17 protein-coding genes are annotated in these 20,954 nt (G+C 68.3%); 6 read left to right on the top strand and 11 right to left on the bottom strand.

Annotation, left to right across the window (positions count from 1 at the left end; genetic code table 11):
- Positions 1–8: 8 nt before the first annotated feature.
- The 3 genes from ACKI2N_RS26300 to ACKI2N_RS26290 all read right to left on the bottom strand — a co-directional run bounded on the left by ACKI2N_RS26300 (position 9) and on the right by ACKI2N_RS26290 (position 3,762).
- Entirely contained in the window at positions 9–1,751 is a 1,743-nt protein-coding gene (locus ACKI2N_RS26300) for an FAD-dependent oxidoreductase (protein ID WP_420991751.1), read from the bottom strand.
- A gap of 88 nt (positions 1,752–1,839) precedes the next feature.
- On the bottom strand, positions 1,840–2,799 hold the full coding sequence (locus tag ACKI2N_RS26295) for an MBL fold metallo-hydrolase (protein ID WP_420991750.1): 960 nt from the start codon (positions 2,797–2,799) through the stop codon (positions 1,840–1,842).
- Positions 2,800–3,369: 570 nt separating this feature from the next.
- Positions 3,370–3,762 carry a helix-turn-helix domain-containing protein gene (locus ACKI2N_RS26290; RefSeq protein ID WP_420991749.1) on the bottom strand — a complete coding sequence of 131 codons (393 nt, stop codon included), beginning with the start codon at positions 3,760–3,762 and terminating at the stop codon, positions 3,370–3,372.
- A 266-nt stretch (positions 3,763–4,028) separates the two neighbouring features.
- Here ACKI2N_RS26290 and ACKI2N_RS26285 point away from each other — a divergent pair, with 266 nt between their 5' ends.
- Positions 4,029–4,637 (top strand): TetR family transcriptional regulator C-terminal domain-containing protein, encoded by a 609-nt coding sequence (locus ACKI2N_RS26285; protein WP_420991748.1) that lies wholly within the window; start codon positions 4,029–4,031, stop codon positions 4,635–4,637.
- Positions 4,638–4,879: 242 nt separating this feature from the next.
- Positions 4,880–5,788 (top strand): alpha/beta fold hydrolase, encoded by a 909-nt coding sequence (locus tag ACKI2N_RS26280; protein WP_420992063.1) that lies wholly within the window; start codon positions 4,880–4,882, stop codon positions 5,786–5,788.
- 262 nt (positions 5,789–6,050) lie between these two features.
- Here the strand turns inward: ACKI2N_RS26280 and oxlT (ACKI2N_RS26275) are convergent, their stop codons facing one another.
- The 4 genes from oxlT (ACKI2N_RS26275) to oxlT (ACKI2N_RS26260) form a co-directional block, all read right to left on the bottom strand.
- The gene (oxlT, locus tag ACKI2N_RS26275; protein ID WP_420991747.1) at positions 6,051–7,367 is read right to left on the bottom strand and encodes an oxalate/formate MFS antiporter; all 1,317 of its coding nucleotides are present in this window, start codon (positions 7,365–7,367) and stop codon (positions 6,051–6,053) included.
- Between the two features lie 678 nt (positions 7,368–8,045).
- On the bottom strand, positions 8,046–8,267 hold the full coding sequence (locus tag ACKI2N_RS26270; protein ID WP_420991746.1) for a hypothetical protein: 222 nt from the start codon (positions 8,265–8,267) through the stop codon (positions 8,046–8,048).
- A 164-nt stretch (positions 8,268–8,431) separates the two neighbouring features.
- Positions 8,432–9,343 carry a LysR family transcriptional regulator gene (locus ACKI2N_RS26265; RefSeq protein ID WP_420991745.1) on the bottom strand — a complete coding sequence of 304 codons (912 nt, stop codon included), beginning with the start codon at positions 9,341–9,343 and terminating at the stop codon, positions 8,432–8,434.
- Positions 9,344–9,421: 78 nt separating this feature from the next.
- The gene (gene oxlT, locus ACKI2N_RS26260; protein ID WP_420991744.1) at positions 9,422–10,765 is read right to left on the bottom strand and encodes an oxalate/formate MFS antiporter; all 1,344 of its coding nucleotides are present in this window, start codon (positions 10,763–10,765) and stop codon (positions 9,422–9,424) included.
- Positions 10,766–10,973: 208 nt separating this feature from the next.
- Here oxlT (ACKI2N_RS26260) and ACKI2N_RS26255 point away from each other — a divergent pair, with 208 nt between their 5' ends.
- The 3 genes from ACKI2N_RS26255 (at position 10,974) to ACKI2N_RS26245 (ending at position 13,070) form a co-directional block, all read left to right on the top strand.
- A complete protein-coding gene (locus tag ACKI2N_RS26255) occupies positions 10,974–11,939 on the top strand; it encodes a LysR substrate-binding domain-containing protein (protein WP_420991743.1) in 966 nt (321 codons plus the stop codon).
- 99 nt (positions 11,940–12,038) lie between these two features.
- Positions 12,039–12,341 (top strand): LysR family transcriptional regulator, encoded by a 303-nt coding sequence (locus ACKI2N_RS26250; protein ID WP_420991742.1) that lies wholly within the window; start codon positions 12,039–12,041, stop codon positions 12,339–12,341.
- Between the two features lie 150 nt (positions 12,342–12,491).
- The gene (locus tag ACKI2N_RS26245; protein WP_420991741.1) at positions 12,492–13,070 is read left to right on the top strand and encodes a cupin domain-containing protein; all 579 of its coding nucleotides are present in this window, start codon (positions 12,492–12,494) and stop codon (positions 13,068–13,070) included.
- Positions 13,071–13,104: 34 nt separating this feature from the next.
- Here ACKI2N_RS26245 and ACKI2N_RS26240 read toward each other — a convergent pair whose 3' ends face one another.
- The 4 genes from ACKI2N_RS26240 to ACKI2N_RS26225 form a co-directional block, all read right to left on the bottom strand.
- Entirely contained in the window at positions 13,105–13,878 is a 774-nt protein-coding gene (locus ACKI2N_RS26240) for a fumarylacetoacetate hydrolase family protein (RefSeq protein WP_420991740.1), read from the bottom strand.
- Between the two features lie 95 nt (positions 13,879–13,973).
- Positions 13,974–16,103: an acetate--CoA ligase family protein gene (locus tag ACKI2N_RS26235; protein WP_420991739.1), complete on the bottom strand. Its 2,130-nt coding sequence runs from the start codon at positions 16,101–16,103 to the stop codon at positions 13,974–13,976.
- 123 nt (positions 16,104–16,226) lie between these two features.
- Entirely contained in the window at positions 16,227–17,456 is a 1,230-nt protein-coding gene (gene frc, locus ACKI2N_RS26230) for a formyl-CoA transferase (protein WP_420991737.1), read from the bottom strand.
- Positions 17,457–17,477: 21 nt separating this feature from the next.
- Positions 17,478–19,235 carry a thiamine pyrophosphate-binding protein gene (locus tag ACKI2N_RS26225; protein ID WP_420991736.1) on the bottom strand — a complete coding sequence of 586 codons (1,758 nt, stop codon included), beginning with the start codon at positions 19,233–19,235 and terminating at the stop codon, positions 17,478–17,480.
- A gap of 506 nt (positions 19,236–19,741) precedes the next feature.
- Between ACKI2N_RS26225 and sucC the strand changes: the two genes are divergently transcribed.
- Positions 19,742–20,953, top strand: a complete 1,212-nt coding sequence (gene sucC / locus ACKI2N_RS26220) for an ADP-forming succinate--CoA ligase subunit beta (RefSeq protein WP_420991735.1) — start codon at positions 19,742–19,744, stop codon at positions 20,951–20,953.
- The last annotated feature ends 1 nt before the right edge of the window (position 20,954 follow it).

Raw genomic sequence — 20,954 nt, 5'->3', positions numbered from 1 at the left:
GGGGCGGGTCATGCGGCGGCGCCGGCAGTGGCGGAAATGTCCGCGCCGGCGCCCTCCCGCCAGCCCAGCGCGCGCTGCAGCGCGGCCTGCACGCGTGCCGGCTCGAAGGCGCGCCAGCGCGCGCAGACGTGCTGGTCCGGGCGCAGCAGGTAGACGGTGCCGGGCCGGCCGTCGTAGCGGCGCGCCAGCCAACCGTGAGTATCCTCCAGCAGGCTGGCGCCGGGGACTTCCGGCGCGCCTTCCCCTTCCGGCGCGGCCACGCAGACCAGCGCCAGCGGCACGGGACCGTCGGCGAGAGCCCGCAGGGCCGGCAGGGCGGCCGGCGGCAAACCCGCCGGCCCCACGAACAGCATCAGGGCAAAACGGTTGCCGAGCCGGGGCAGCAGCCAGGTGTCGCGGCCGCCCTCGCGCACCGGCGCGTCGGCGCACGGCGCGCCGGGCACCATGGCGCCGGCGAATGGCGCCGCGCCATCGGGCGTATTGAGCACCGAATCGTGCAGCACGGCGGGCACCGACAGGCGCCCGCTGTTGACCAGCCGGCGCGCGAAGGCATGGTGGCGCGCCAGGCTCAGCGCCGCGTCGCGGAACACGCGGCTCACGGGCGTCTTGGGCGTGATGAAATCGGTCGCGCGCGTGGAGTGGCGGATGTTCTCGTCGGCGGCGAACTCGCGCTCGCCGGCATAGCTGTCCAGCAGCGCGTCGGGGGCGCTGCCCGCGAGCACCAGCGCGAGCTTCCAGGCCAGGTTCTCCGCGTCCTGCACGCCGCTGTTGGCGCCGCGCGCGCCGAACGGCGAGACGCGGTGCGCGGCATCGCCCGCGAACAGCACGCGGCCGTGGCGGAAGCGTTCCATGCGCTGGCAGGAGAAGGTGTAGACGCTGACCCATTCCAGCGTGAACCCGGCATCCTCGCCCAGCAGGGCCCGGACGCGCGCGATGACCCGCTCCGGCTGCTTTTCGAGATCGGGGTCGGCATCCCAGCCGAGCTGGAAATCGATGCGCCAGACCTGGTCCGGCTGGCGGTGCAGCAGCACCGACTGGTTGCGGTTGAACGGCGGGTCGAACCAGAACCAGCGCTCGCTCGGGAACGGCGCCGTCATCTTCACGTCGGCGATCAGGAAGCGGTCGCGGAAAGTGCGCCCCTTGCTTTCCAGCCCCATGGCCTGCCGCACCGGGCTGCGCGCGCCGTCGGCCGCCACCACGTAGCGCGCGCGCAGCGCGTAGCGGCCGTCCGGCGTTTCCACGTCCAGCGTCACGGCGTCATCGTCCTGCGCCAGGCCCGCCACGCGGTGCCGCCAGCGGATGGCGAGGTTGGGCAGCTCCGCCGCGCGTTCCACCAGGTAGCCTTCCACATAGTATTGCTGCAGGTTGATGAAGGCCGGGCGGGCGTGGCCGGCCTCGGGCAGCAGGTCGAAGCTGTAGACCAGTTCCTCGTCGAAGAAGATCTTGCCGACGCTCCAGCTCACGCCCTTGTCCACCATGCGCGCGCCGCAGCCGAGGCGGTCGAAGATGTCGAGCGTGCGCTGGGCGAAGCAGATCGCGCGCGAGCCGGCGGACAGCGCGCAGTCGTCGTCGAGCAGCACCACCGGCACGCCTTGCTGGGCCAGGTCGATCGCCGCGGCGAGGCCGACCGGGCCGGCGCCGATCACCGCCACCGGATGCACGGGATGCGGTGCCGCGCCCGGCGGCGGCGCCTGCTGCTCGGCGCACGGCCGGTAGGCAAAGGTATGCGCCTGGTAGTTCGTTTCCGTCATGTCTCCATCCTCGAGCCTTGGCCGCTGGCGCGGCTCTTGCGGCGAAGCGGCGGCATGCGTCGCTGCCGGGGACCGTCTGCGCGTTGCCTCAGTGCTGCAGCGCGGCCCACATTTCCTTGTCGCGCTCGGCGGTCCAGATGCGTGGATGCTTGATGCCGCTGGCCTCGTCGTAGGCGCGCGCCACGTCGAACGGCAGGCAGTGCTCGTAGATGAAGACGTGGCCGAACCTGTCGTCCATGGCGGCGCGCGTGTGGGCCATGGCGCCCTTGAGATCCAGCTTCTGCGCCACCGCCTCCCTGCCCCGCTGCAGCAGCGTGCCGACGAAGTCGCGCGTGTAGTCCAGCCCGCGGCCGACCATCTCCGGCGTGGCCAGCACCGGGCCGCGGCCGGGCACCAGCGCGGCCGGCGCCAGCGCGCGCAGCGCTTCGAGCGTGGCGGGCCATTCCTCGAGCTGCGCGTCGCCGCAATAGCAGGCGGCGTCGAATTCGACCAGGTCGCCCGAGAACAGGATCTTCTGCGAGGGAATCCACACGACGGTGTCGCCCTTGGTGTGGCCCGGCCCGGGGTGCACGATCCTGACTTCGAGCTGGCCGAGGAACAGCGTCAGCTCGCGCTCGAACACCAGGTTGGGCCAGGTCAGGCCGGGCACCGTCTCGACGCCGGCGAACAGGCGCGGGAAACGCTCGATCTCGGACTTCATGTCGGCCTCGCCGCGCTCCACGATCATCTCGTAGGTGCCGCGGCTGGCGATCACGTTCTGCGCGCCTTCCTTGAAATAGGCGGAAGCGCCGAGCACGCGCACGGCGTGATAGTGGGACAGCACCACGTGCCTGATCGGCTTGTCGGTGATGGCGCGGATGCGGGCAATCAGGTCCTGTGCCATCGCCGGCGTGGCGGTGGTGTCGACGATCAGCACGCTGTCGTCGCCGACGATCACGCCGGAGTTAGGATCGCCTTCCGCGGTGTAGGCGTATGCGTTGTCCGACAGCCGCGTGAAGGTGACCTGCTTGTCCTGCAGGTCCGCCTGCGATGCAAAGGCCTTGCTCATGCTTGTGCTCCTCTCTTTTTCTCTTGGTGGACCGGCCGCCTGCGGGACACAGCACTGCGCGCCTTGCCAGGCAGGTCGCGCGCTGCAGGGGACTGTGGCGGCCGGGGATTACGCCAGGGGCGGCCCAGGTCTTCCGTGCGGGACGGCAAGACAGGATCACCCCTGAAATTACACAATACGTAATCTATTTACCATATCGTAATCTTCGACCCGAGAGCTGTCAAACCAGGGCAATCTCGCCACCGAAGACGGCACCATGGGCCGAACGAAAGGCGTGCCTGGCGAATGCAGCAACGCATGCGCCGGCGCCGCCGAACAGACGAGAATCAAAAGGGGAAAAACGGGAAAGACGGGAGGACGGCCCGGAAACGGGCCCTGTGCGGGTCAGGAAGGGATCCCGTCCAGGCAAGGGAGCCGGAGTACCGGCGAGGGCCGGCACTGGCCGCGCGGCCAGCGGGGAGACCGTTCGGCACGGCCGCGCAGACGCGAACAGCAGGCTGGAGGCTGCCTGCTGCACCAGGACAAACAACACCGCCCCGGCCGTGTTTCAGGCCGGGGCGGCGTGCATGCTCAGGCGGGCTTGTGACCTTCGCCGGGACTCGCCGCGAAGCCGGCACCGACCGGATTGGACGGTGCCGGGCTGGCGGGAGCGGATGTCGTGGCGGGCGCCTGGCCGGCCATGGATGCGGCCGTGACGCCGCCGTTGCGGCTGGCTATGAACGCGTTGACGTCGGCGGCCAGATGCTGGGGAGCCAGCACCACTTCCAGTCCGAGCGCCTCGCAGGCCGCCAGGAAGGTGGACATGCGGGGGTCGGCTTGACCCGATTCGGCCCGCAGGTAAGCCTCCCGGGAAATGCCGGCCTTACGGGCGACGTCTTCCTGCTTGAGCTTTCGCGCTCGGCGCAACGCCCGCAGTTGCCGGAACGGTTCGCTAGCGCCTCTTGGCACGGCTGTACTGTTCATGTCGGTCTCCAGTCACCAGTGAAAATAAAAGTGCGCGGACGTGCATTCGAGTATAGAGCACGCAAAGCGATCCGTATGTAATCAGGGGAACACTTTGTGCAGATTTCTTGAGAGTGCCCGGGCAAAGCGGATTTACACCTGTCCGTAGGTCCAATAAAGCACAAGCTACTGCATCCGTGCAGACATAACGAGCGACTTCATTTTAGGTTGACGAGAGCGCACAAGCACGGCATTGACAAACCGACCGGTCGTGCTATTCTCGACAAATGCAAAAAGGCCAGATCACCCGCGCCGCGATCATCGAACAAGCGCTCGACACCGCCGCCCAGGTGGGTTTCGAGCAGTTGTCGCTCGCCACCCTGGCGGCCGACACCAGCATGTCGAAGAGCGGCCTGTATGCGCACTTCAAGTCGAAGGAGGCATTGCAGCAGGCCGTGCTGGCGCTGGCGGCCGAGCGCTTCGCCGAGATCGTGGTCCATCCCGCCCTGCGGCAGCCGCGCGGCACGCGCCGGCTGCAGGCCCTCTTCGACGGCTACATGACGTGGCTGGGCGGCCCGGTCAACAAGGGCCGCTGCCTGTTCATGGCGCTGAGCCAGGAATACCGCGACCGGCCCGGGCCCACGCGCGACATGGTGGTGCAGTCGCTGAAGGACTGGCATGGCCTGGTTGCCCGCGCGGTGGGTGACGCCATCGAGGAAGGCGACATCTCGCCGGCGCAGGACCCGCGCCAGTTTGCCTTCGAAATGGTCGGCATCGGCATGTCTTTCCAGCTCTCCTACAAACTGCTGGGCCGCGAAGACGCCGAGATCATGGCGCGCCGCGCGTTCGAGGCGCTGCTGCGTCGCGCCGAGCTGGCGCAGCCGGCGCACCGGTAGACGCTTGCTTGCCGCGCCCGGCCGGTCTGTCGGGGGCGCATTGACGAAAGAAACGACCGGATACCAGGCGGCCCCGAGCCGTCTTTTCCGGGACTAAAAATAGCACGACTGGTCGGTCTTGCCGGGTGACAAAGGACGCCCGGGCCCGGACCGCCAGCCAGGATGCAAGTCTTCGTTGGAGATAGGCCGTGACACAAGCGACAAATCCCTCCCCGGCCAAGCCGCCGGCATTCCGCCCCGCCATGCGCTGGGCGCGCCTCTATTGGCAGCTTGCCGGCCTCGTTCATCCGGCCGGTGCCGCCCGCGCGCTGGAGCGCGCGTGGTTCAGCCCGCCGCGAGGCAACGGTCCCGACGCTGCCGGACGCGAAGTGCTCGGGCAGGCGCGCGCGGACTGGGCACTGGTGACCGGCCAGGGCGCAAGCCGGCGCGTGCGCGTATACCGCTGGGGCAGCGAGGGGCCGACCGTGCTGCTGGCGCATGGCTGGGGAGGCCACGCGGGACAATGGCACGCGCTGGTCGCGCCCTTGCTCGCCGCCGGCCTGCGCGTGGTGGCGTTCGACGCGCTCTCGCACGGCGCCTCAGATGCCGGCGCGCGCGGCCCCGCGCAAAGCTCCGTGGTGGAAATGTCGCGCGCCCTGCTCGCCGCCGCCTGGCATGCCGGGCCCATCCATGCCGCGATCGCGCACTCGCTGGGCAGCGCCGCGCTGGCGCTGGCCGTGCGCGAAGGCCTCCACCTCGAAGCTGCCGTGATGATCGGGCCGCCCGCCGACATGCGCAGCGCCGCCGCCGCGCTGGCGTGGCGGCTCGGCATCGCGCCGGCCGTGCTGGACCGCATGCAGCGCGACAGCGAACGCTGGCTGGGCATGCCGTGGTCGGCCTTCAACGTGCCGGCGCTCGGACATGCGCGCCCGGTGCCGCCCGCACTGGTCATCCATGACCGGCAGGACAAGGAAGTGGACTGGGAAAACGGCGCGGCCATTGCCGGCGCCTGGCCTGGCGCCAGCCTGGTGACGACCGAAGGGCTGGGACACCGGCGCGTCCTGCACGATGCGGCCGTGATCGCGCGGGCGGTGGCCTTCGTGCGCGGCAAGCGCGAACCGGCCCTGCATGCGGCCGCGCCCGGCACGCAGGCCGTCGAGGCCCACGCATAGGCCCAGCCAGGCATCTCGCACCGGGCCGCACGCTTGCAGAGCCTGTGTCCGCCAGCGAAACGGGGATCGTGGTTTGAGCGCGATCCCCGGCATGCAGATGCCCGGGTTTCATGGCCGTTAATTGCGTGCCATCCGGGAAATACAGCGCGCCCTCCGCCCCTGCTGCATCGAGCAGCCGAAAATGCAGCGGGGAGTTCCCGTGAACGCCGGAACTCCCCCGCCCTGCATCAGACAAGCATCAAGCCCCCGCCCCAGGACGGCGTCAGGTCAGATCCTCCGGCACCGCCCGGTAGCCCATCGGCGCGGCGGCGTTGGCATGCACGTATTTCCTGGCATGCGCCTCGCGCATCGGCTTGAGCACGAACATCGCGAGCAGCGCCGACAGCCCCGCCATGCCGGAGGCCAGCATGAACACCGCGTGCCAGTCGCCGGTGGCGGCGGTGATCACGCTGGAGAAAGGCACCAGCAGCGCCGCGGTGCCCTTCGCCGTGTATAGCAGGCCGGCGTTGGTCGCGGCGAACCTGGGGCCGAAGGTGTCGCCGCACGTGGCGGGAAACAGGCTGTAGATCTCGCCCCAGGCAAAGAACACCACGCCGGTCAGCACCACGAAGGCCACCGGGTTCTGGCCGTACCGGGCCAGCAGCAGGATGCCGACCGCCTCCACCGCGAAGGCCAGGAACATGGTGTTCTCGCGGCCGATATTGTCGGAGATCCAGCCGAAGAACGGCCGCGTCAGGCCATTGAGCACGCGGTCGATGGTCAGCGCGAAGGTCAGCGCCGGCAGCGTCAGCCCGAGCAGCGAGACCGGCGTGCCGTCGAGGCCGAAATCCTTGGCGATGGGGCCAAGCTGCGCGGTGGCCATCAGCCCGCCCGCCGCCATCATGACGAACATGGCGTACATGACCCAGAAGATCGGCGAAGACAGTACCTGGCGCGGCGAGGCGTTGTAGGCGGCGGTCTTGACGGCGTCCTTGACCTGGCTGAGCACCTTGGCCGAAGGCGGATAGAGCGCCATGCCGAGGAAGAACACGATCAGCCCCTGGCCCAGGCCGAACCACAGGAAGGTGGCCTCGTAGCCGCTGCTCTTGATCATGTTGGCGATCGGCACCACGGTCAGCGCCGAGCCGGCGCCGAAACCCGCGGCGGTGATGCCCGCCGCCAGCCCCCGCCGGTTAGGGAACCACTTGAGCGCGTTGCCGACGCAGGTGCCATACACCGCGCCCGCGCCGACCCCACCCACGGCGGCGGCGAAATAAAGCATCGGCAACGACGAGGCCACCGAGTTCAGGGCCCACGCCACCGCGCACAACAGGCCGCCGCCCACCACCACCGGGCGCGGGCCGTACTTGTCGACCAGGTAGCCCTCGATCGGCACCAGCCAGGTTTCGGTCACCACGAAGATGGTAAAGGCCACCTGGATCGCGGTGCGGCCCCAGTGGTACTTGTCGTCGATGGGATTGACGAACAGGGTCCAGCCGTACTGCATGTTGGCGATCATCGCCATGCAGATCACGCCAAAACAGAGTTGTACCCAAGGTGAGGCAAAGCGTGACGCGGGCGCGTTTTGCTGATGGTCCATGGTGTCTCCTGATGGCGGACGGAGCCGCCTTTTGTTTTGGGTAGGGTGTCCGTGGACACCGTCCGTGGACACTGCTTGCGGGACGCTTCATTCCGGCTCGCCGGCGGCGCCCTCTTCCGTGGCGCCCTTGCCTGGCGCGGCATCCCGGCTGCCAGGGTCGCTTCAGTGCTATACAGTATGTGATATATCAATATAGTCAAGTCACTTCCCGGGCACACCGGAGCGGCCTGAAACGCATGTGGAGACAAGGGGAAAATCCGAGAAAACAAGAGGCGGCGCACTGGTGCGCGGCACGCATCAACGGCGGCCGGCGGCGCGCGCGGCGATGCTGAAGGATCAATGACTTAGGTCACTGCGCATCATCAATGCGGAGGCCGGAAACGGGCGAGGCGAAGCCCGGCCGAAAGCGCGGGGAATCCGGAAACCGGCAGCGATTTCCCGGCATTGGGGAAAGTCCCTAGAACGAGTCAGGCAAAAAATCCGCTGAATGTTCTCAATGTATGGGGTGCGGCGTAGCCGCCGAGGCGCATGTCGCGGGCGGCGGATGCAAGCGCGATCCAGCGCCGACTCACCGGTGACGGCGGCAGTCCGGAGGACCGGGGCGGTCAACGGAAGAGATACCTGGCGAGCGCGACCGGGAACCGGCAGGTCCCCCGGTCTCGCGCCCTGCCGGGAGCATTACGCGCGAGCGAGCTGCGGCGCGGCGCCCACGCCACTGGCGGCGGAACGCGGACGGCCCACGCCGGTGGTTTCCTGCGAAGCGCCCAGACCCGCGAAACGGCCATGTTCCTGCGCGCGGGCCAGCACCACGGTGGGCACGCGGGTAGCGATCAGGAAGGTGACGCCGACGCCAAAGGTAATCGCACCAAAGGCAAGACCGAGGAGAAGAACGCTGTCCATCAGAAAACTCCGATATGGATGGTGGGTAGGAGTTTTCATTATATGCTGCGTCGCACTATGTGTAAATATCCTGTATGTAATATATCAGAGAAAATTTTGGGGTCCGGGCACCGCCAGGCGGTACCGGCAAGACCCGACCGCTTGCGCAGGCGGACCGCCCGTCCCTAGCCCGCCCTGGCCATCCGCGCCTGCTCATACTCCATGCCACGCAGCGCATCCCATATGGCGGCCGCGTTCGGCTTCAGCGACCGGCTCTTGCGCCGCACCAGCATCACCGACGACGTGACCTGCGGCCGCAGCGGCCGCATGACCGCCGCCGGGTTCAGGCCGGCGCCGTGCGCGCGCGACGGCACGATGCCGATACCGAGCCCCAGCGCCACCATGCCGAAGATCGCGGCAAAGTGGCCCAGCACCTGGAGCGATCCCGCCCGCACGTGATAGACGCCGAAGGCCTGCTCCACCGCCGGCTGGATGCCCGAGCTGTGGTCCAGCATCAGCACGTTCGCATCGTTGAGGTCGCCCCACCCGATCGCCTCGCGCGCGGCCAGCGGATGCTGCGACGGCAGCACCGCGTGGAACGGATCGGCGCACAGCGCCTCGCAATAGAGATCGTCGCCCGCCTCGGGGTTGGTGGCGATGCCGAAGTCCACCTCGCCGCTGCGCACGCATTGCAGCACGGCATCGTGCGGACGGTCTTTCAGGCAGATGCCGATGCCGGGCCAGGCCGTGCGGCAGCCCGCCAGCCATGCCGGCACGGACATCGAGGACAGCACCGGGTCGGACGCGATCTGCACCGTGCCCTGGCAGGCCTTGCCCGTGCCTTGGCTTTCGCGCAGGGTCTGCTCCACCTCTTCGATCAGGTGACAGATGCGCTGCGACAAATGCTCGCCCGCGTCGGTGAGCTCGACCTGCCGCGTGGTGCGGTCGAACAGGCGCTGGTCGATCTCGTCCTCCAGTTCGCGCACGCTGCGGCTGATGGCCGACTGCGTGAGCCCGAGTTCGGCGGCGGCGCGCGTGAAGCTTTTCTGGCGGGCCACGGCGGCAAATGCCTTGAGCTGCGGAAGCGAGATATTCATGATGCCCCCTTCTGTATGCGCGATGCCCGGCCGCCTGGGCCGGGCTGCTTGCTGTTGCAATGCCCCGCGGCGCCCCGCCTACTCGCTCTTGCGGGGCGACAGTGCGGCGAGGTAGGCGGCGCTGTCGGTCCCCACCGGCACGGCTTCGCCTTCATGGCCGGTAATGAAGCGCCTGCGCATCGGCGCCAGCACGAGCTTGGCGGACAGGCCCGCGACGATGGTCACCGCCGCCGCGGCCGTAAACACCGCGTCCCAGCCGCCGTGCGCCGACAGCACCGAGGCCAGCGGCACCAGCATCGCCGCGGTGCCCTTCGCTGTGTAGAGCGTGCCGGCGTTGGCCGCGGCGAACTTGCTGCCGAAGGTGTCGGCGCACAGCGCCGGGAAGATCGAGAAGATCTCGCCCCAGAACAGGAAGGTCAGCGCGGCGAAGGTCATGAACCAGTACGGGTTGTGGCCGAACTCCATCAGCCCGAGCAGCGACAGCCCCTCGCCGATGAAGATGAAGAACATGGTGTTCTCGCGCCCGATGCGGTCGGAGATGAAGCCGCACAGCGGCCGTGTCAGCCCGTTGCAGAGGTTGTCGATCGACAGCGTCATGGTCAGCAGCGGCAACGTGAAGCCCAGCATCGTCACCGGCATCGAGGCGAAGCCGAAATCGCGCGCGATGGGGCCAAGCTGCGCGGTGGCCATGATGCCGCCCGCGGCCACCGCCACGAACGAGGCATAGATGACCCAGAACACCGGCGTCCTGACCATGCGCCCCGGCGTGAACTCGATCGGGTTGGTCAGCACCGCCTTGCCCGCCGTAGCACCCGCGGGCGGGCGCGGCTTGACCAGCAGCAGCGCCATCAGCAGGATGCAGACGCCCTGCAGGATGCCGAAGGTGATGAAGGCATGCTCGTAGCCCGAGCGCTGGATCATGTTGGCGATGGGAATCACGGTGAGCGCCGAGCCCGCGCCGAAGCCGGCCGCGGTCAGCCCCGCGGCCAGGCCGCGCCGGTCAGGAAACCACTTGAGCGCGTTGCCCACGCAGGTGCCGTAGACCCCGCCCGCGCCGATGCCCGCGATCACCGCGGCGAGATAGAGCTGCGGCAGGCTGGTGGCATAGGCGTTGATGACCCAGGCCAGCCCGGCGCACAGCGCGCCGCCCGCCACCACCGGGCGCGGGCCGAGCTTGTCGACCAGCCAGCCCTCGAGCGGCACCAGCCAGGTCTCGGTCACGATGAAGATGGAAAAGGCAACCTGGATCGCCGATTCGCCCCAGTGATGCCTGGCGTTCATCGGCCCGACGAAGAGCGTCCAGCCATATTGGAGGTTGGCCACCAGCCCCATGCAGACCACGCCGATCGCGAGCTGGAACCAGCGGTTGCGGAGCCAGCCGGAACGGCCGTGGGCGGAGGCCGCCGTGTTGTCGTGCGTCATGTCGTGTCTCCTGCATAGTGCTGTCGCGCTCTGCGGCGCGAGGGGAAGGCTTCTCTGGCGGGAGCCCTTGGTCACTACTGATCGAGCGCGCCTGACATTGCGGCACGTTGCATCCGTGGACTGATGCTAGTTCAAACTAAGTACGGCACAGCATAAAGTTTTTTATTATGATCATTGACGATCCCTTATATGTCGGGCGGACCAGTGCATGAAGAACGCGACGCTGCGCCAGTTGAAGGTATTCGAGACGGTAGCCCGGCACCTGAGCTTCTCGCGCGCGGCGGAGGAACTGCACCTGACCCAGCCCGCGGTCTCCACGCAGGTACGCCAGCTCGAGGGGCACGTCGGCCTGCCGCTGTTCGAGCAGCTCGGCAAGAAGATCTACCTCACCCCGGCGGGCATCGAGATGCTGCACTACAGCCGCAGCATCATGCAGCAATTCCGCGAAGCGGAAGACGCCATGTCGCAGCTCAAGGGCATCTCCGGCGGGCGCCTCAACGTGGCCGTGATCAGCGCCGGCGACTACTTCTTCCCGCGCCTGCTCGCGCAGTTCATGCAGCGCCACGATGGCGTGACGCTCAACCTTGCGGTGCACAACCGGGAGGAATTGCTGCACCAGCTCGCCGGCAATCTCACCGACCTCGCCGTGATGGTGCGCCCGCCCGAAGGCATGGACACCATCAGCGAGCCGTTCGCGCCCCATCCCTACGTCATCGTCGCGGCGCCCGGCCACCGGCTGGTGGGCGCGCGCGGCATCCCGCTGGCGGCGCTGGCCGACGAAGCCTTCGTCGCGCGCGAGAAAGGCTCCGACACGTGGAACTCCATGCAGGAAGGTTTCGCCGGCCGGCTCTCCAACATGCGCATCGCGATGGAGATCAAAAGCACCGAGACCATCAAGCAGGCCGTGATCGCGAACATGGGCATCGCCTTCCTGTCGGCCCACACGGTCGGGCTCGAACTGCAGACCGGCAACCTCGCCGTGCTCGACATCGAAGGTTTCCCGGTGATGCTCAACTGGTACGTGGTGCACCGCAAGAACAAGCGCCTGCCGCCGGTGGCGCTCGCCTTCAAGCATTTCCTGATGGAGGAAGGCGCCAGCCTGATCCAGCGCATTACCGGCGTGGACAGGCTGATCAGGCCGCAGCGCCAGTCGCCTTCAGTCCATAAACAATAGATTATGGTTAGTCCATCCAACTTTAATTATCGTTAATCGATCGGCAACCCTATGCTTCGACTCAGGCCCACCACTGCACAGCGCCCGAGGAGTCCGATCATGAACCAGGTCCAGTCCGCAGTCCGCCCCGGCACCCCCGCCGCCCCCGCGCCCGCCGCGGCCGACGACGCCCAGCTTGCCGCCTACAACGCCGCCTTCACCGAGCTGGGCCTGCGCTTTCGCTGGGACAGCGAGATGTACGCCTGGCTGTGCGGCATCGAATGCGAGCAAAGCCGCATCGCGCGCTATCTCGAGCAATACCACGCGCACCTGCTCAAGGCCTACGACGCCGACTTCCTCAGCCGCCTGATCCTCGACAAGAAGAGCGACTACCTGCGCGCGCTGGCGGGCCGGGCCAACTGAGCCGCCGCGCCATGCCGGAGCGCCGCGGGCCGGCACCGGCCCGCGCGCCAGACCCGCCATGAAAGTGCGCTTGCGCACTTAGCCTGCGCCGCCGCCCCGCTAATGTCTGCCTGACAGGCAAGACAAAAAACAGGACAACGGGAGGCCGACATGGAATCGCAGACGCAAACGATATCCGGCGCCGCCGCGCCGGCGGCCCGCACCCGCGCGGAACGGCGCGAAGGCGTCTTCGCCAACGCGCGCGACATAGCGATGCACGCCTGCCCGATCGAGCCTGCCTGGGTCCGCGGCGGCGAACCGCAGTCGCGGGCCGCGCTGCATTCGCGCGCGCTCGACGGACTGGCCTGCACCAATCTGTGGGAATGCACCGGCGGCACCTTCCAGTGGTACTACGGCTGGGAGGAAACGGTGGTGATACTGGAAGGCAAGGTCCAGGTCACCGGCGCCAACGGGCGCGTGCATGTGCTGCGCGCCGGCGACATTGCCTACTTCCCGGCCAACACCACGTGGCTGTGGGAGGTCGACGGCTATGTGCGCAAGGTGGCGTTCTGCCGCAAGCAGGTGCCCTTCTCGCTGCGCTTCGCCACACGTGTGCTGGCGCGCCTGAACATCGCCAACCGCATCGGCGAGGCCGGCAGCGCCGCGCTGGCGGCGCTGCGCCGCCTGACCGCGCGCGCGAGCGTGCGCGACACCTCGGCGCTGACGCTGCTGATGACACTGCCGCTCTGACGGCGCCGCCGGCGGTCGCGCGCGCCCTGCCGGCCTAGCCGCGCATGTGATTGACCAGCGCGCCGATGCCGTCGATGCTGACCTCCACCACGGCCCCGTCCTTCATCGACCCCACGCCGAGCGAGGTGCCGCACGCGATCACGTCGCCGGGCATCAGCGTGAGGTCCTGCGAGATCAGGCTGACCTGCTGCTCCGGCGAGAAGATCAGGTCGGAGAGCGGATAATTCTGCCGCTCCGTGCCGTCCAGCCGCGTGACCACGCGCGCCGCGCGCCAGTCGAACGCGGTGACGATGGCCGGGCCGATGCAGCCGAAGGTGTCGAAGCCCTTGGCGCGGCACCACTGCGGGAAACCGGGGTCTTCCCCGATCACCTCCGACGCCGTGACATCGTTGACCACGGTATAGCCGAAGATATGCGCGGCGGCCTCTGCCGGCGCCGCGTCGCGGCAGCGCCGGCCGATCACGATGCCGAGTTCGCCCTCGTAGACGATCTTGCCCGCGTAGCTGCGCGGGCGCACGATGGGGTCGCCGGGCCCGGCCAGCGAGCTGGCCGGCTTGATCAGGAACAGCGGGTGCCGCGGCACCGGTTTCTCGAGCTTGCGCGCGAGCGCGTGAAAGTTGTTCCACAGCGCCACCACCTTGCCCGGCTCGCACGGGCTGAGCAGGCGCAGGCCTGCGCGCGGCAGCGTGGCGCCGGTGGGCTGCGGGCCGGCAAAGCCGGGGCCATCGTATTCGGCCACGCGATCGCCCTCGATGCGGCCGAAGCCGATCGCGCCGTCGCCGGTCTGGAAGCGGATCCATGTCTGCACAGCAAACTCCTGCGGCGGGCCCGGCTGTGCGCCGCCCGCCTTTGCGCCGCATTGTCGTGGCGACGGCGCCGCGCGGCGCGGCGCCGTCGCCCGGGTCAGATCTTCCCCGCGCCGCGCGCCCACTTGTACTTGGCGCCGAGCACCGCGACCGGGATCTCGGTCGAGTAGGCATAGGCCGGCACGCCGTGCCCATACAGGTATTCGGCAGCCTCCTCCACCTGCACGTCGCCCGCCAGCGAGGCCACGATGGGCTTCTCGATGCCGCGCGCGGCCATCTCCTCCTTGACCGCCACCACCAGCCTGGCGAACACCATCGGCGGCGTGATGATGGTGTGCCAGTAGCCCAGGATGATGGCGTGGATGCGCGGATCTTCCATGCCCAGGCGCAGCGTGTTCTGGTAGGTGGAAGGCGGCTCGCCGCCGGTGATGTCGACCGGGTTGCCGGCCGCGCCGAACGGCGGGATGAACTGGCGGAAGGCCGCGTCGAGGTCGTCCGGCATGGTCATCAGCGACAGGTTGTTGTCCACGCAGGCATCCGACAGCAGCACGCCCGAGCCGCCGGCGCCGGTGATGATGACCACGTTCTCGCCCTTGGGGGTGGGCAGCCTGGGAATGCCGCGCGCGAACTCCAGCAGGTCGCGCAGCGAGCGGGCGCGGATCACGCCGCACTGCCTGAACACGTCCTCGTAGATCTTGTCGTTGCCGGCCAGCGCGCCGGTGTGCGAACTGGCGGCGCGCGCGCCCAGGCTGGTGCGCCCGGCCTTGAGCACCACCACCGGCTTCTTCTTCGAGACGCGGCGCGCGGCCTCGGCGAAGGCGCGGCCATCCTTCAGGTCCTCGCAGTGCTGGGCGATGATCTCGGTGTTGTCGTCCTGCTCGAAGAAGGTCAGCAGGTCGTCTTCGTCGATGTCGGACTTGTTGCCCAGGCCGACGATGGCGGACACGCCCATCCTGGCCGAGCGCGAGAAGCCGATGATGGCCATGCCGATGCCGCCGGACTGCGACGACAGCGCCGCCTTGCCCTTGACGTCGTATGGCGTGCAGAAGGTCGCGCACAGGTTCTTGGGCGTGTAGTAGAAGCCGTAGATGTTCGGCCCCATCAGGCGGATATCGTGCTTGCGCGCGATCGCCACGATCTCTTCCTGGCCCTCCACGTTGCCGGTCTCGGCGAAGCCGGACGGGATCAGCACCGCGCCCGGGATCCGCTTGCGCCCCACTTCCTCGAGCGCGCCGGCCACCAGCCTGGCGGGAATGGCGAACACCGCCACGTCCACCTCGCCCGGCACGTCCAGCACGCTCTTGTAGGCGGTCATGCCCATGATCTCGCCGCCCTTGGGGTGGATCGGGTAGATCTTGCCCTGGTAGCCGCCGTTGACGAGGTTCTTCATCACCGAGTTGCCGATCTTGCCGTCTTCGGCGGAGGCGCCGATCACCGCTACCGCATCGGGCCGCATGATGCGGTTCATCTGCCGCACGATCTCGTCCTGCGTGGGGCGGTAGCGCTCGGGCTGCGGGGAGAAATCGACCACGATGCGCACGTCGGCGGCGATGGCGCCGTCCTTGCTGGCGAACACCGGGTTGAGGTCCAGCTCGGCGATCTCCGGAAAATCGCTGACGAGTTCCGACACGCGCCGGATCATGCCCGCCAGCGCCTCGCGGTTGGCCGGCTCGGCGCCGCGCACGCCCTTGAGCACTTCGGCGGCGGCGATGCCGTCGAGCATCGACAGCGCATCCTCCTGGCTGGCCGGCGCCATGCGGAAGGTGATGTCCTTGAGCACCTCGACCAGCACGCCGCCGAGGCCGAACGCCACCAGCTTGCCGAAGGAGGGATCGGTGACCGCGCCGATGATGACTTCCTGGCCGCCGGGAATCATCTGCTGCACCTGCACGCCGACGATGCGGGCCTGCGCGTCGTACCTGCGCGCGTTGTCGACGATGGCCAGGTAGCCGCGCTCCACTTCGGCGGCATCCTTCAGGCCGACCAGCACGCCGCCGGCCTCGGTCTTGTGCAAAATGTCCGGCGAGACGATCTTCAGCACCACCGGGTAGCCCATCTGCGCCGCCAGCTCGACCGCGCCGGTCGGCGTCCTGGCGACGCCCTCGCCCGGCACGCCGATGCCGTAGGCATCGCATACCAGCTTGCCCTCGGGAGCGGTCAATGACGCGCGGCCCTCTTCCTTCACGGCGGCAAGGATCTTGCGCACCGCCTCTTTGTCGTGTGCCATGTCAGGTCTCCATCTGTTCTGTTTTTCGGGTTGCAGCGGGATGCACCGCCCCGCGCCCTCGCGGCGGGCGCGAGGGCGGGCGGTGTGCAGACTTGCCAGGGGATGTGCCTGAAGCCCGGGCGCTCAGACGGCGCCGGCGGCGCGCAAGGCTTCGATCTGCGCGGGCGTGCGGCCCAGCCAGTCGAGGATTTCCTCGGTATGCTCGCCCAGCAAGGGCGAGCGCTCCACCGTGACCGGCGAGGCCGACAGCGTGATGGGGCAGCCGAGCTGCACGTACTGGCCGCGCTCCGGATGGTCGAGCTCGACCAGGTAGCCGCGCTCGTACAGCGACTTGTCTTCGATCAGGTCCTTCATCGAGAGGATCGGCCCGCACGGCACGTCGACCTCGTTGAGGGCGTCCATCACTTCGAACTTGGTGCGCGTGCGCGTCCATTTCTCGATGATGGAGAAGCACTCGTCCAGGCACTTGAGGCGCGCCTCCGGCGTGGCGAACTGCGCGTGGGTGATGAGGTCCTCGCGCCCGCACAGGCGCATCAGCGGCTCCCAGCCCTGCGGCTGCACGATCACGTAGACGTAGTCGTTGGCGCCGCCCGGCGCGCAGCGCAAGGCCGCGCCGGGCTGGCCGCCGCCCGAGGCATTGCCCGCGCGCGGCACGAAGTCGCCGAACTCCTTGTTGGGATACTCGCGCATCGGCCCGGCGGCCAGGCGCTGCTGGTCGCGCAGCTTGACCCGGCACAGGTTGAGCACCGAGTCCTGCATGGCCACTTCCACGCGCTGGCCGCGCCCCGAATGCTCGCGCTGCAGCAGCGCCGCCAGGATGCCGACCACGCAATGGATGCCGGTGCCGGAGTCGCCGATCTGGGCACCGGTCACGGTCGGCGCGCCTTCCGCGGTGCCGGTGGTGCTGGCCGCGCCGCCCATGCACTGCGCCACGTTCTCGTAGGCCTTGCAGTCCGCGAACGGGCCCGGGCCAAAGCCCTTGATGGAAGCGTAGATCAGGCGCGGGTTGAGCGCCTGCAGGCGCTCCCAGTCGAAGCCGGCGCGGTCCAGCACGCCGGGGCCGAAGTTTTCCACCAGCACGTCGCAGCGCTGCACCAGGTCCTCCAGCAGCGCCTTGCCTTCCGGCGTCTTCATGTTGAGCGTGAGGCTGCGCTTGTTGGAATTGAGCATGGTGAAGTACAGGCTGTCCGCGTTGGGCACGTCGCGCAGCTGGCTGCGCGTGATGTCGCCGCGCCCGGGCAACTCCACCTTGATCACGTCCGCCCCCAGCCATGCCATCAACTGGGTGGCCGAAGGGCCTGCCTGCACATGCGTCATGTCCAGGATGCGCACACCGTCCAGTGCCTTGTCCATCGTTGTCTCCTTGCCGCGCGGTTATTTGTACATGGTCTGGTTCTTGGTGCCCGGCGCGTATTCGCGCGGATCCACCCAGATGTTGATCACGGCGGACTTGCCGGTGCGGCGCACCGCTTCGCGCCCGCGCTGCAGCGCGCCGGCGATGGCGCTGGCGTCGCGCACTTCCTCGCCGTAGCCGCCCAGCATCTCGGCGAACTTCGAGAACGGCACGTCCGACAGCAGGTTGCCGACGTTGCCGCGCTCCTCGCCGTACTTGGCCAGCTGGCCATAGCGGATCTGGTTCATGGCCGAGTTGTTGCCGATCACCGCCAGGTAAGGCACGCCGAAACGGTTGGCGGTCTCCATGTCGAAGGCCGTCATGCCGAACGAGCCGTCGCCGTAGTAGCAGAGGATCTCCTTGTCCGGATTGGCCAGCCCGGCGGCGATGGCGAAGCCGGTGCCCACGCCCAGCGAGCCGAGCGCGCCGGGGTCCATCCACTGGCCCGGGCGGCGCGGGCGCACCGCCTGCGCGGAGATGGTCACCACGTCGCCGCCGTCGCCGATATAGACGGTGTCGTCGCCCAGGAATTCGTTCAGCTCATAGGCCACGCGGTACGGATGGATCGGCGAATTTTCCGAGCGGAACAGCGGCATCAGCTTCTCGGTGGCCACGGCCTCGGCTTCGGTCAGCTGGCCCATCCACTTCTGGCGCGCCTGGCGCTTGTCGTTCTTGATGCGCCCGCCGGCCGCCTGCAGCACCGCGCCGAGGATGGCGCCGGGATCGCCCACCAGGCCGAGGTCGATCTCGCGGTTCTTGCCCACCGTGCGGTAGTCCATGTCGATCTGCACCAGCGTCAGTTCGCGGCTGATGCGCTTGCCGTAGCCCATGCGGAAGTCGAACGGCGTGCCCACGATGATCAGCACGTCGGCATTGGCGAAAGCCTGCGTGCGCGTGCGGTCGAAGTGGTGCGGATCGCCCGGCGGCAGCAGCCCGCGGCTGGCGCCGTTGAAATAGCCGGGGATGTCCAGGCCCTTGAGCAGCGCGATGGCTTCCTGGTGGCCGCGCGCGGTCCACACCTGCTGGCCGTAGAGGATGGCCGGGCGCTCGGCATCGACCAGGATGTCGGCCAGGCGCTCGATGTCCCGGGGGTCGCCGATCGACCTGGTGGAAGCGCGGTAGTGGCCGGGCCGCGGGATCACGGCGCGCGCGAGGTCGACCTCGCGGTCCAGCACGTCGCGCGGGATCTCCAGGTAGGAAGGCCCCGGCGCGCCGTTGAAGCATTCGCGCACGGCCATGGAGATCATGTCCGCCACGCGCTCGGTGCTGGGAACGGTGGCGGCGAACTTGGTGATGGGCGACATCATGTCCACGTGCGGCAGGTCCTGCAGCGAGCCCATCTTGTGCTGCGACAGCGCGCCCTGGCCGCCGATATGGAGCACCGGGCTTTCGGAGCGGAACGCCGTGGCCACGCCGGTCACGGCGTTGGTGCAGCCAGGGCCCGCGGTGGTCACCACGCAGCCGAGCCTGCCGGTCTGGCGCGCATAGCCGTCGGCCGCATGCGCGGCGACCTGCTCGTGGCGCACGTCGACGATGCGGATACCTTCGTCCACGCAGCCGTCGTAGATGTCGATGATATGGCCGCCGCACAGCGTGAAGATGGTGTCGACACCTTCGTTCTTCAGCGCCCGCGCCACCAGGTGGCCGCCGGAAATCACGCCAGCGTCGCGGGTCTTCTGCTTCAGGGTGTCTTCGGCCGTGGTGGTGGACTCGGGCCGCGTGGATACGACTGCAGACATGTCTTGGTCTCCTCGTTGACTGGATTGCGGCTGGCTGTGAAACGCGACGCCCGCCGCCGGCGCGGGTCACGACACCCTCGCCTATCGCCTGTCGCCGCCATCCTGCCTCCCGGCCGGCCGCGGCGTGCCTCTTGCGTCCACTCTGCGACGCACCCGATCCTTTTAGCCGGACCTTGTTGAATACGGTATGTGATATATCAATGAAGCTCAAGAGAAATCTGCCTGACGCCAGGTGGGTTTCGACGACGCGATGCAGCAATTCAGGGGGATTTCAGCGAAACAAGCGCATGGATGATGGAAATTGCTGAATCGATGCCGACTAATTCCGCATCCGCACTAACGTGCCAGCCCTCCCCAGCCCTCCGTGCCGCGGTGTTTTCTTGACCTCTTAATCGGCTCTTTTTCTTGTTTCCTATTGATATATTACATACCATATTTCACAGCGTGATCGCCGACGGGCCAACCCAGGCGCGCCGGGCTGCGCAATCACAAGAGCGAGGAGACCCGTGAACATCCACGAATATCAGGCCAAGGAACTGCTGCGGCGGTTCGACGTGGCCGTGCCGCGCGGCGCGGTTGCCTTTACCCCGGAGGAAGCCGCCAGCGCCGCGCGCAAGCTCGGCGGCGCGGTTTGGGTAGTGAAATCCCAGATCCACGCGGGCGGCCGCGGCGCCGGCCGCTTCCGCGGCGATCCTGGCGGCAAGGGCGGCGTGCGCGTGGCCAGGTCGGTCGACGCGGTGCGGGCCGAAGCCGGGCAGATGCTCGGCGCCGTGCTGGTCACCCGGCAGACCGGCAAGGCCGGGCGCGAAGTGCGCCGCCTCTATGTGGAAGAAGGCTGCGAGATCGCCCGCGAGTTGTACCTGGGCATGCTGATCGACCGCGCCACCTCGCGCGTGACCGTGATGGCCTCCACCGAGGGCGGCATGGAGATCGAGGAGGTGGCGGCGCGCACGCCGCAGAAGATCCTGAAGGTGTCGATCGACCCGGCCAGCGGCATCCAGCCCTTCCACGCGCGCCGCCTGGCCTTTGGCCTGGACCTGTCAGGCCAGCAGGTGGGCGCGGCCGCGCGCTTCATCCTGGCGGCCTACCGCGCCTTTGTCGAACTGGATGCCTCGGTGGTGGAGATCAACCCGCTGGTGGTCACGCGCGCCGGCGAGCTGGTCGCGCTCGACGCCAAGTTCGACTTCGACGACAACGCGCTCTACCGCCATCCCGACATCGAGGCGCTGCGCGACGAGACCGAGGAAGATCCCGCCGAGACCGTGGCTGCGCGCCACGGGCTGAACTACGTCAAGCTCGACGGCAATATCGGCTGCATGGTCAACGGCGCGGGGCTGGCCATGGCCACCATGGACATCATCAAGCTGCACGGCGGCGAGCCGGCCAACTTCCTCGACGTCGGCGGCGGCGCCACGCGCGAGCGCGTCACCGCCGCGTTCCGGCTGATCCTGGACGACCCCAAGGTCGAAGGCATCCTGGTCAATATCTTCGGCGGCATCATGCGCTGCGACGTGATCGCCGAAGGCGTGGTGGCGGCCGCGCGCGAGATCGACCTGACCGTGCCGCTGGTGGTGCGGCTGGAGGGCACCAACGTGGAGCTGGGCAAGGCCATCCTGCGCGATTCGGGCCTGCCCATCGTGTCGGCCGATCACCTCGCCGACGCTGCCGAAAAAGTAGTGAACGCGGTCAAGGCCGCGCATGCCAGGGGAGGAAAATAAG

Source organism: Cupriavidus sp. 30B13 (genome assembly GCF_049059565.2).
GTDB lineage: Bacteria > Pseudomonadota > Gammaproteobacteria > Burkholderiales > Burkholderiaceae > Cupriavidus.
This window is presented reverse-complemented; position numbering and strand designations above follow the sequence as displayed.

Excerpts from the sequence above, each read along its gene's own strand:
- ACKI2N_RS26270 (WP_420991746.1), bottom strand. The coding sequence starts at position 8,267 with ATGGACAGCGTTCTTCTCCTCGGTCTTGCCTTTGGTGCGATTACCTTT.
- ACKI2N_RS26265 (WP_420991745.1), bottom strand. The coding sequence starts at position 9,343 with ATGAATATCTCGCTTCCGCAGCTCAAGGCATTTGCCGCCGTGGCCCGC.
- ACKI2N_RS26250 (WP_420991742.1), top strand. The coding sequence starts at position 12,039 with ATGAACCAGGTCCAGTCCGCAGTCCGCCCCGGCACCCCCGCCGCCCCC.
- ACKI2N_RS26245 (WP_420991741.1), top strand. The coding sequence starts at position 12,492 with ATGGAATCGCAGACGCAAACGATATCCGGCGCCGCCGCGCCGGCGGCC.
- ACKI2N_RS26235 (WP_420991739.1), bottom strand. The coding sequence starts at position 16,103 with ATGGCACACGACAAAGAGGCGGTGCGCAAGATCCTTGCCGCCGTGAAG.
- oxlT (WP_420991747.1), bottom strand. The coding sequence starts at position 7,367 with ATGGACCATCAGCAAAACGCGCCCGCGTCACGCTTTGCCTCACCTTGG.
- ACKI2N_RS26300 (WP_420991751.1), bottom strand. The coding sequence starts at position 1,751 with ATGACGGAAACGAACTACCAGGCGCATACCTTTGCCTACCGGCCGTGC.
- ACKI2N_RS26285 (WP_420991748.1), top strand. The coding sequence starts at position 4,029 with ATGCAAAAAGGCCAGATCACCCGCGCCGCGATCATCGAACAAGCGCTC.
- ACKI2N_RS26280 (WP_420992063.1), top strand. The coding sequence starts at position 4,880 with ATGCGCTGGGCGCGCCTCTATTGGCAGCTTGCCGGCCTCGTTCATCCG.
- ACKI2N_RS26225 (WP_420991736.1), bottom strand. The coding sequence starts at position 19,235 with ATGTCTGCAGTCGTATCCACGCGGCCCGAGTCCACCACCACGGCCGAA.
- ACKI2N_RS26290 (WP_420991749.1), bottom strand. The coding sequence starts at position 3,762 with ATGAACAGTACAGCCGTGCCAAGAGGCGCTAGCGAACCGTTCCGGCAA.
- frc (WP_420991737.1), bottom strand. The coding sequence starts at position 17,456 with ATGGACAAGGCACTGGACGGTGTGCGCATCCTGGACATGACGCATGTG.
- ACKI2N_RS26295 (WP_420991750.1), bottom strand. The coding sequence starts at position 2,799 with ATGAGCAAGGCCTTTGCATCGCAGGCGGACCTGCAGGACAAGCAGGTC.
- ACKI2N_RS26255 (WP_420991743.1), top strand. The coding sequence starts at position 10,974 with ATGAAGAACGCGACGCTGCGCCAGTTGAAGGTATTCGAGACGGTAGCC.
- oxlT (WP_420991744.1), bottom strand. The coding sequence starts at position 10,765 with ATGACGCACGACAACACGGCGGCCTCCGCCCACGGCCGTTCCGGCTGG.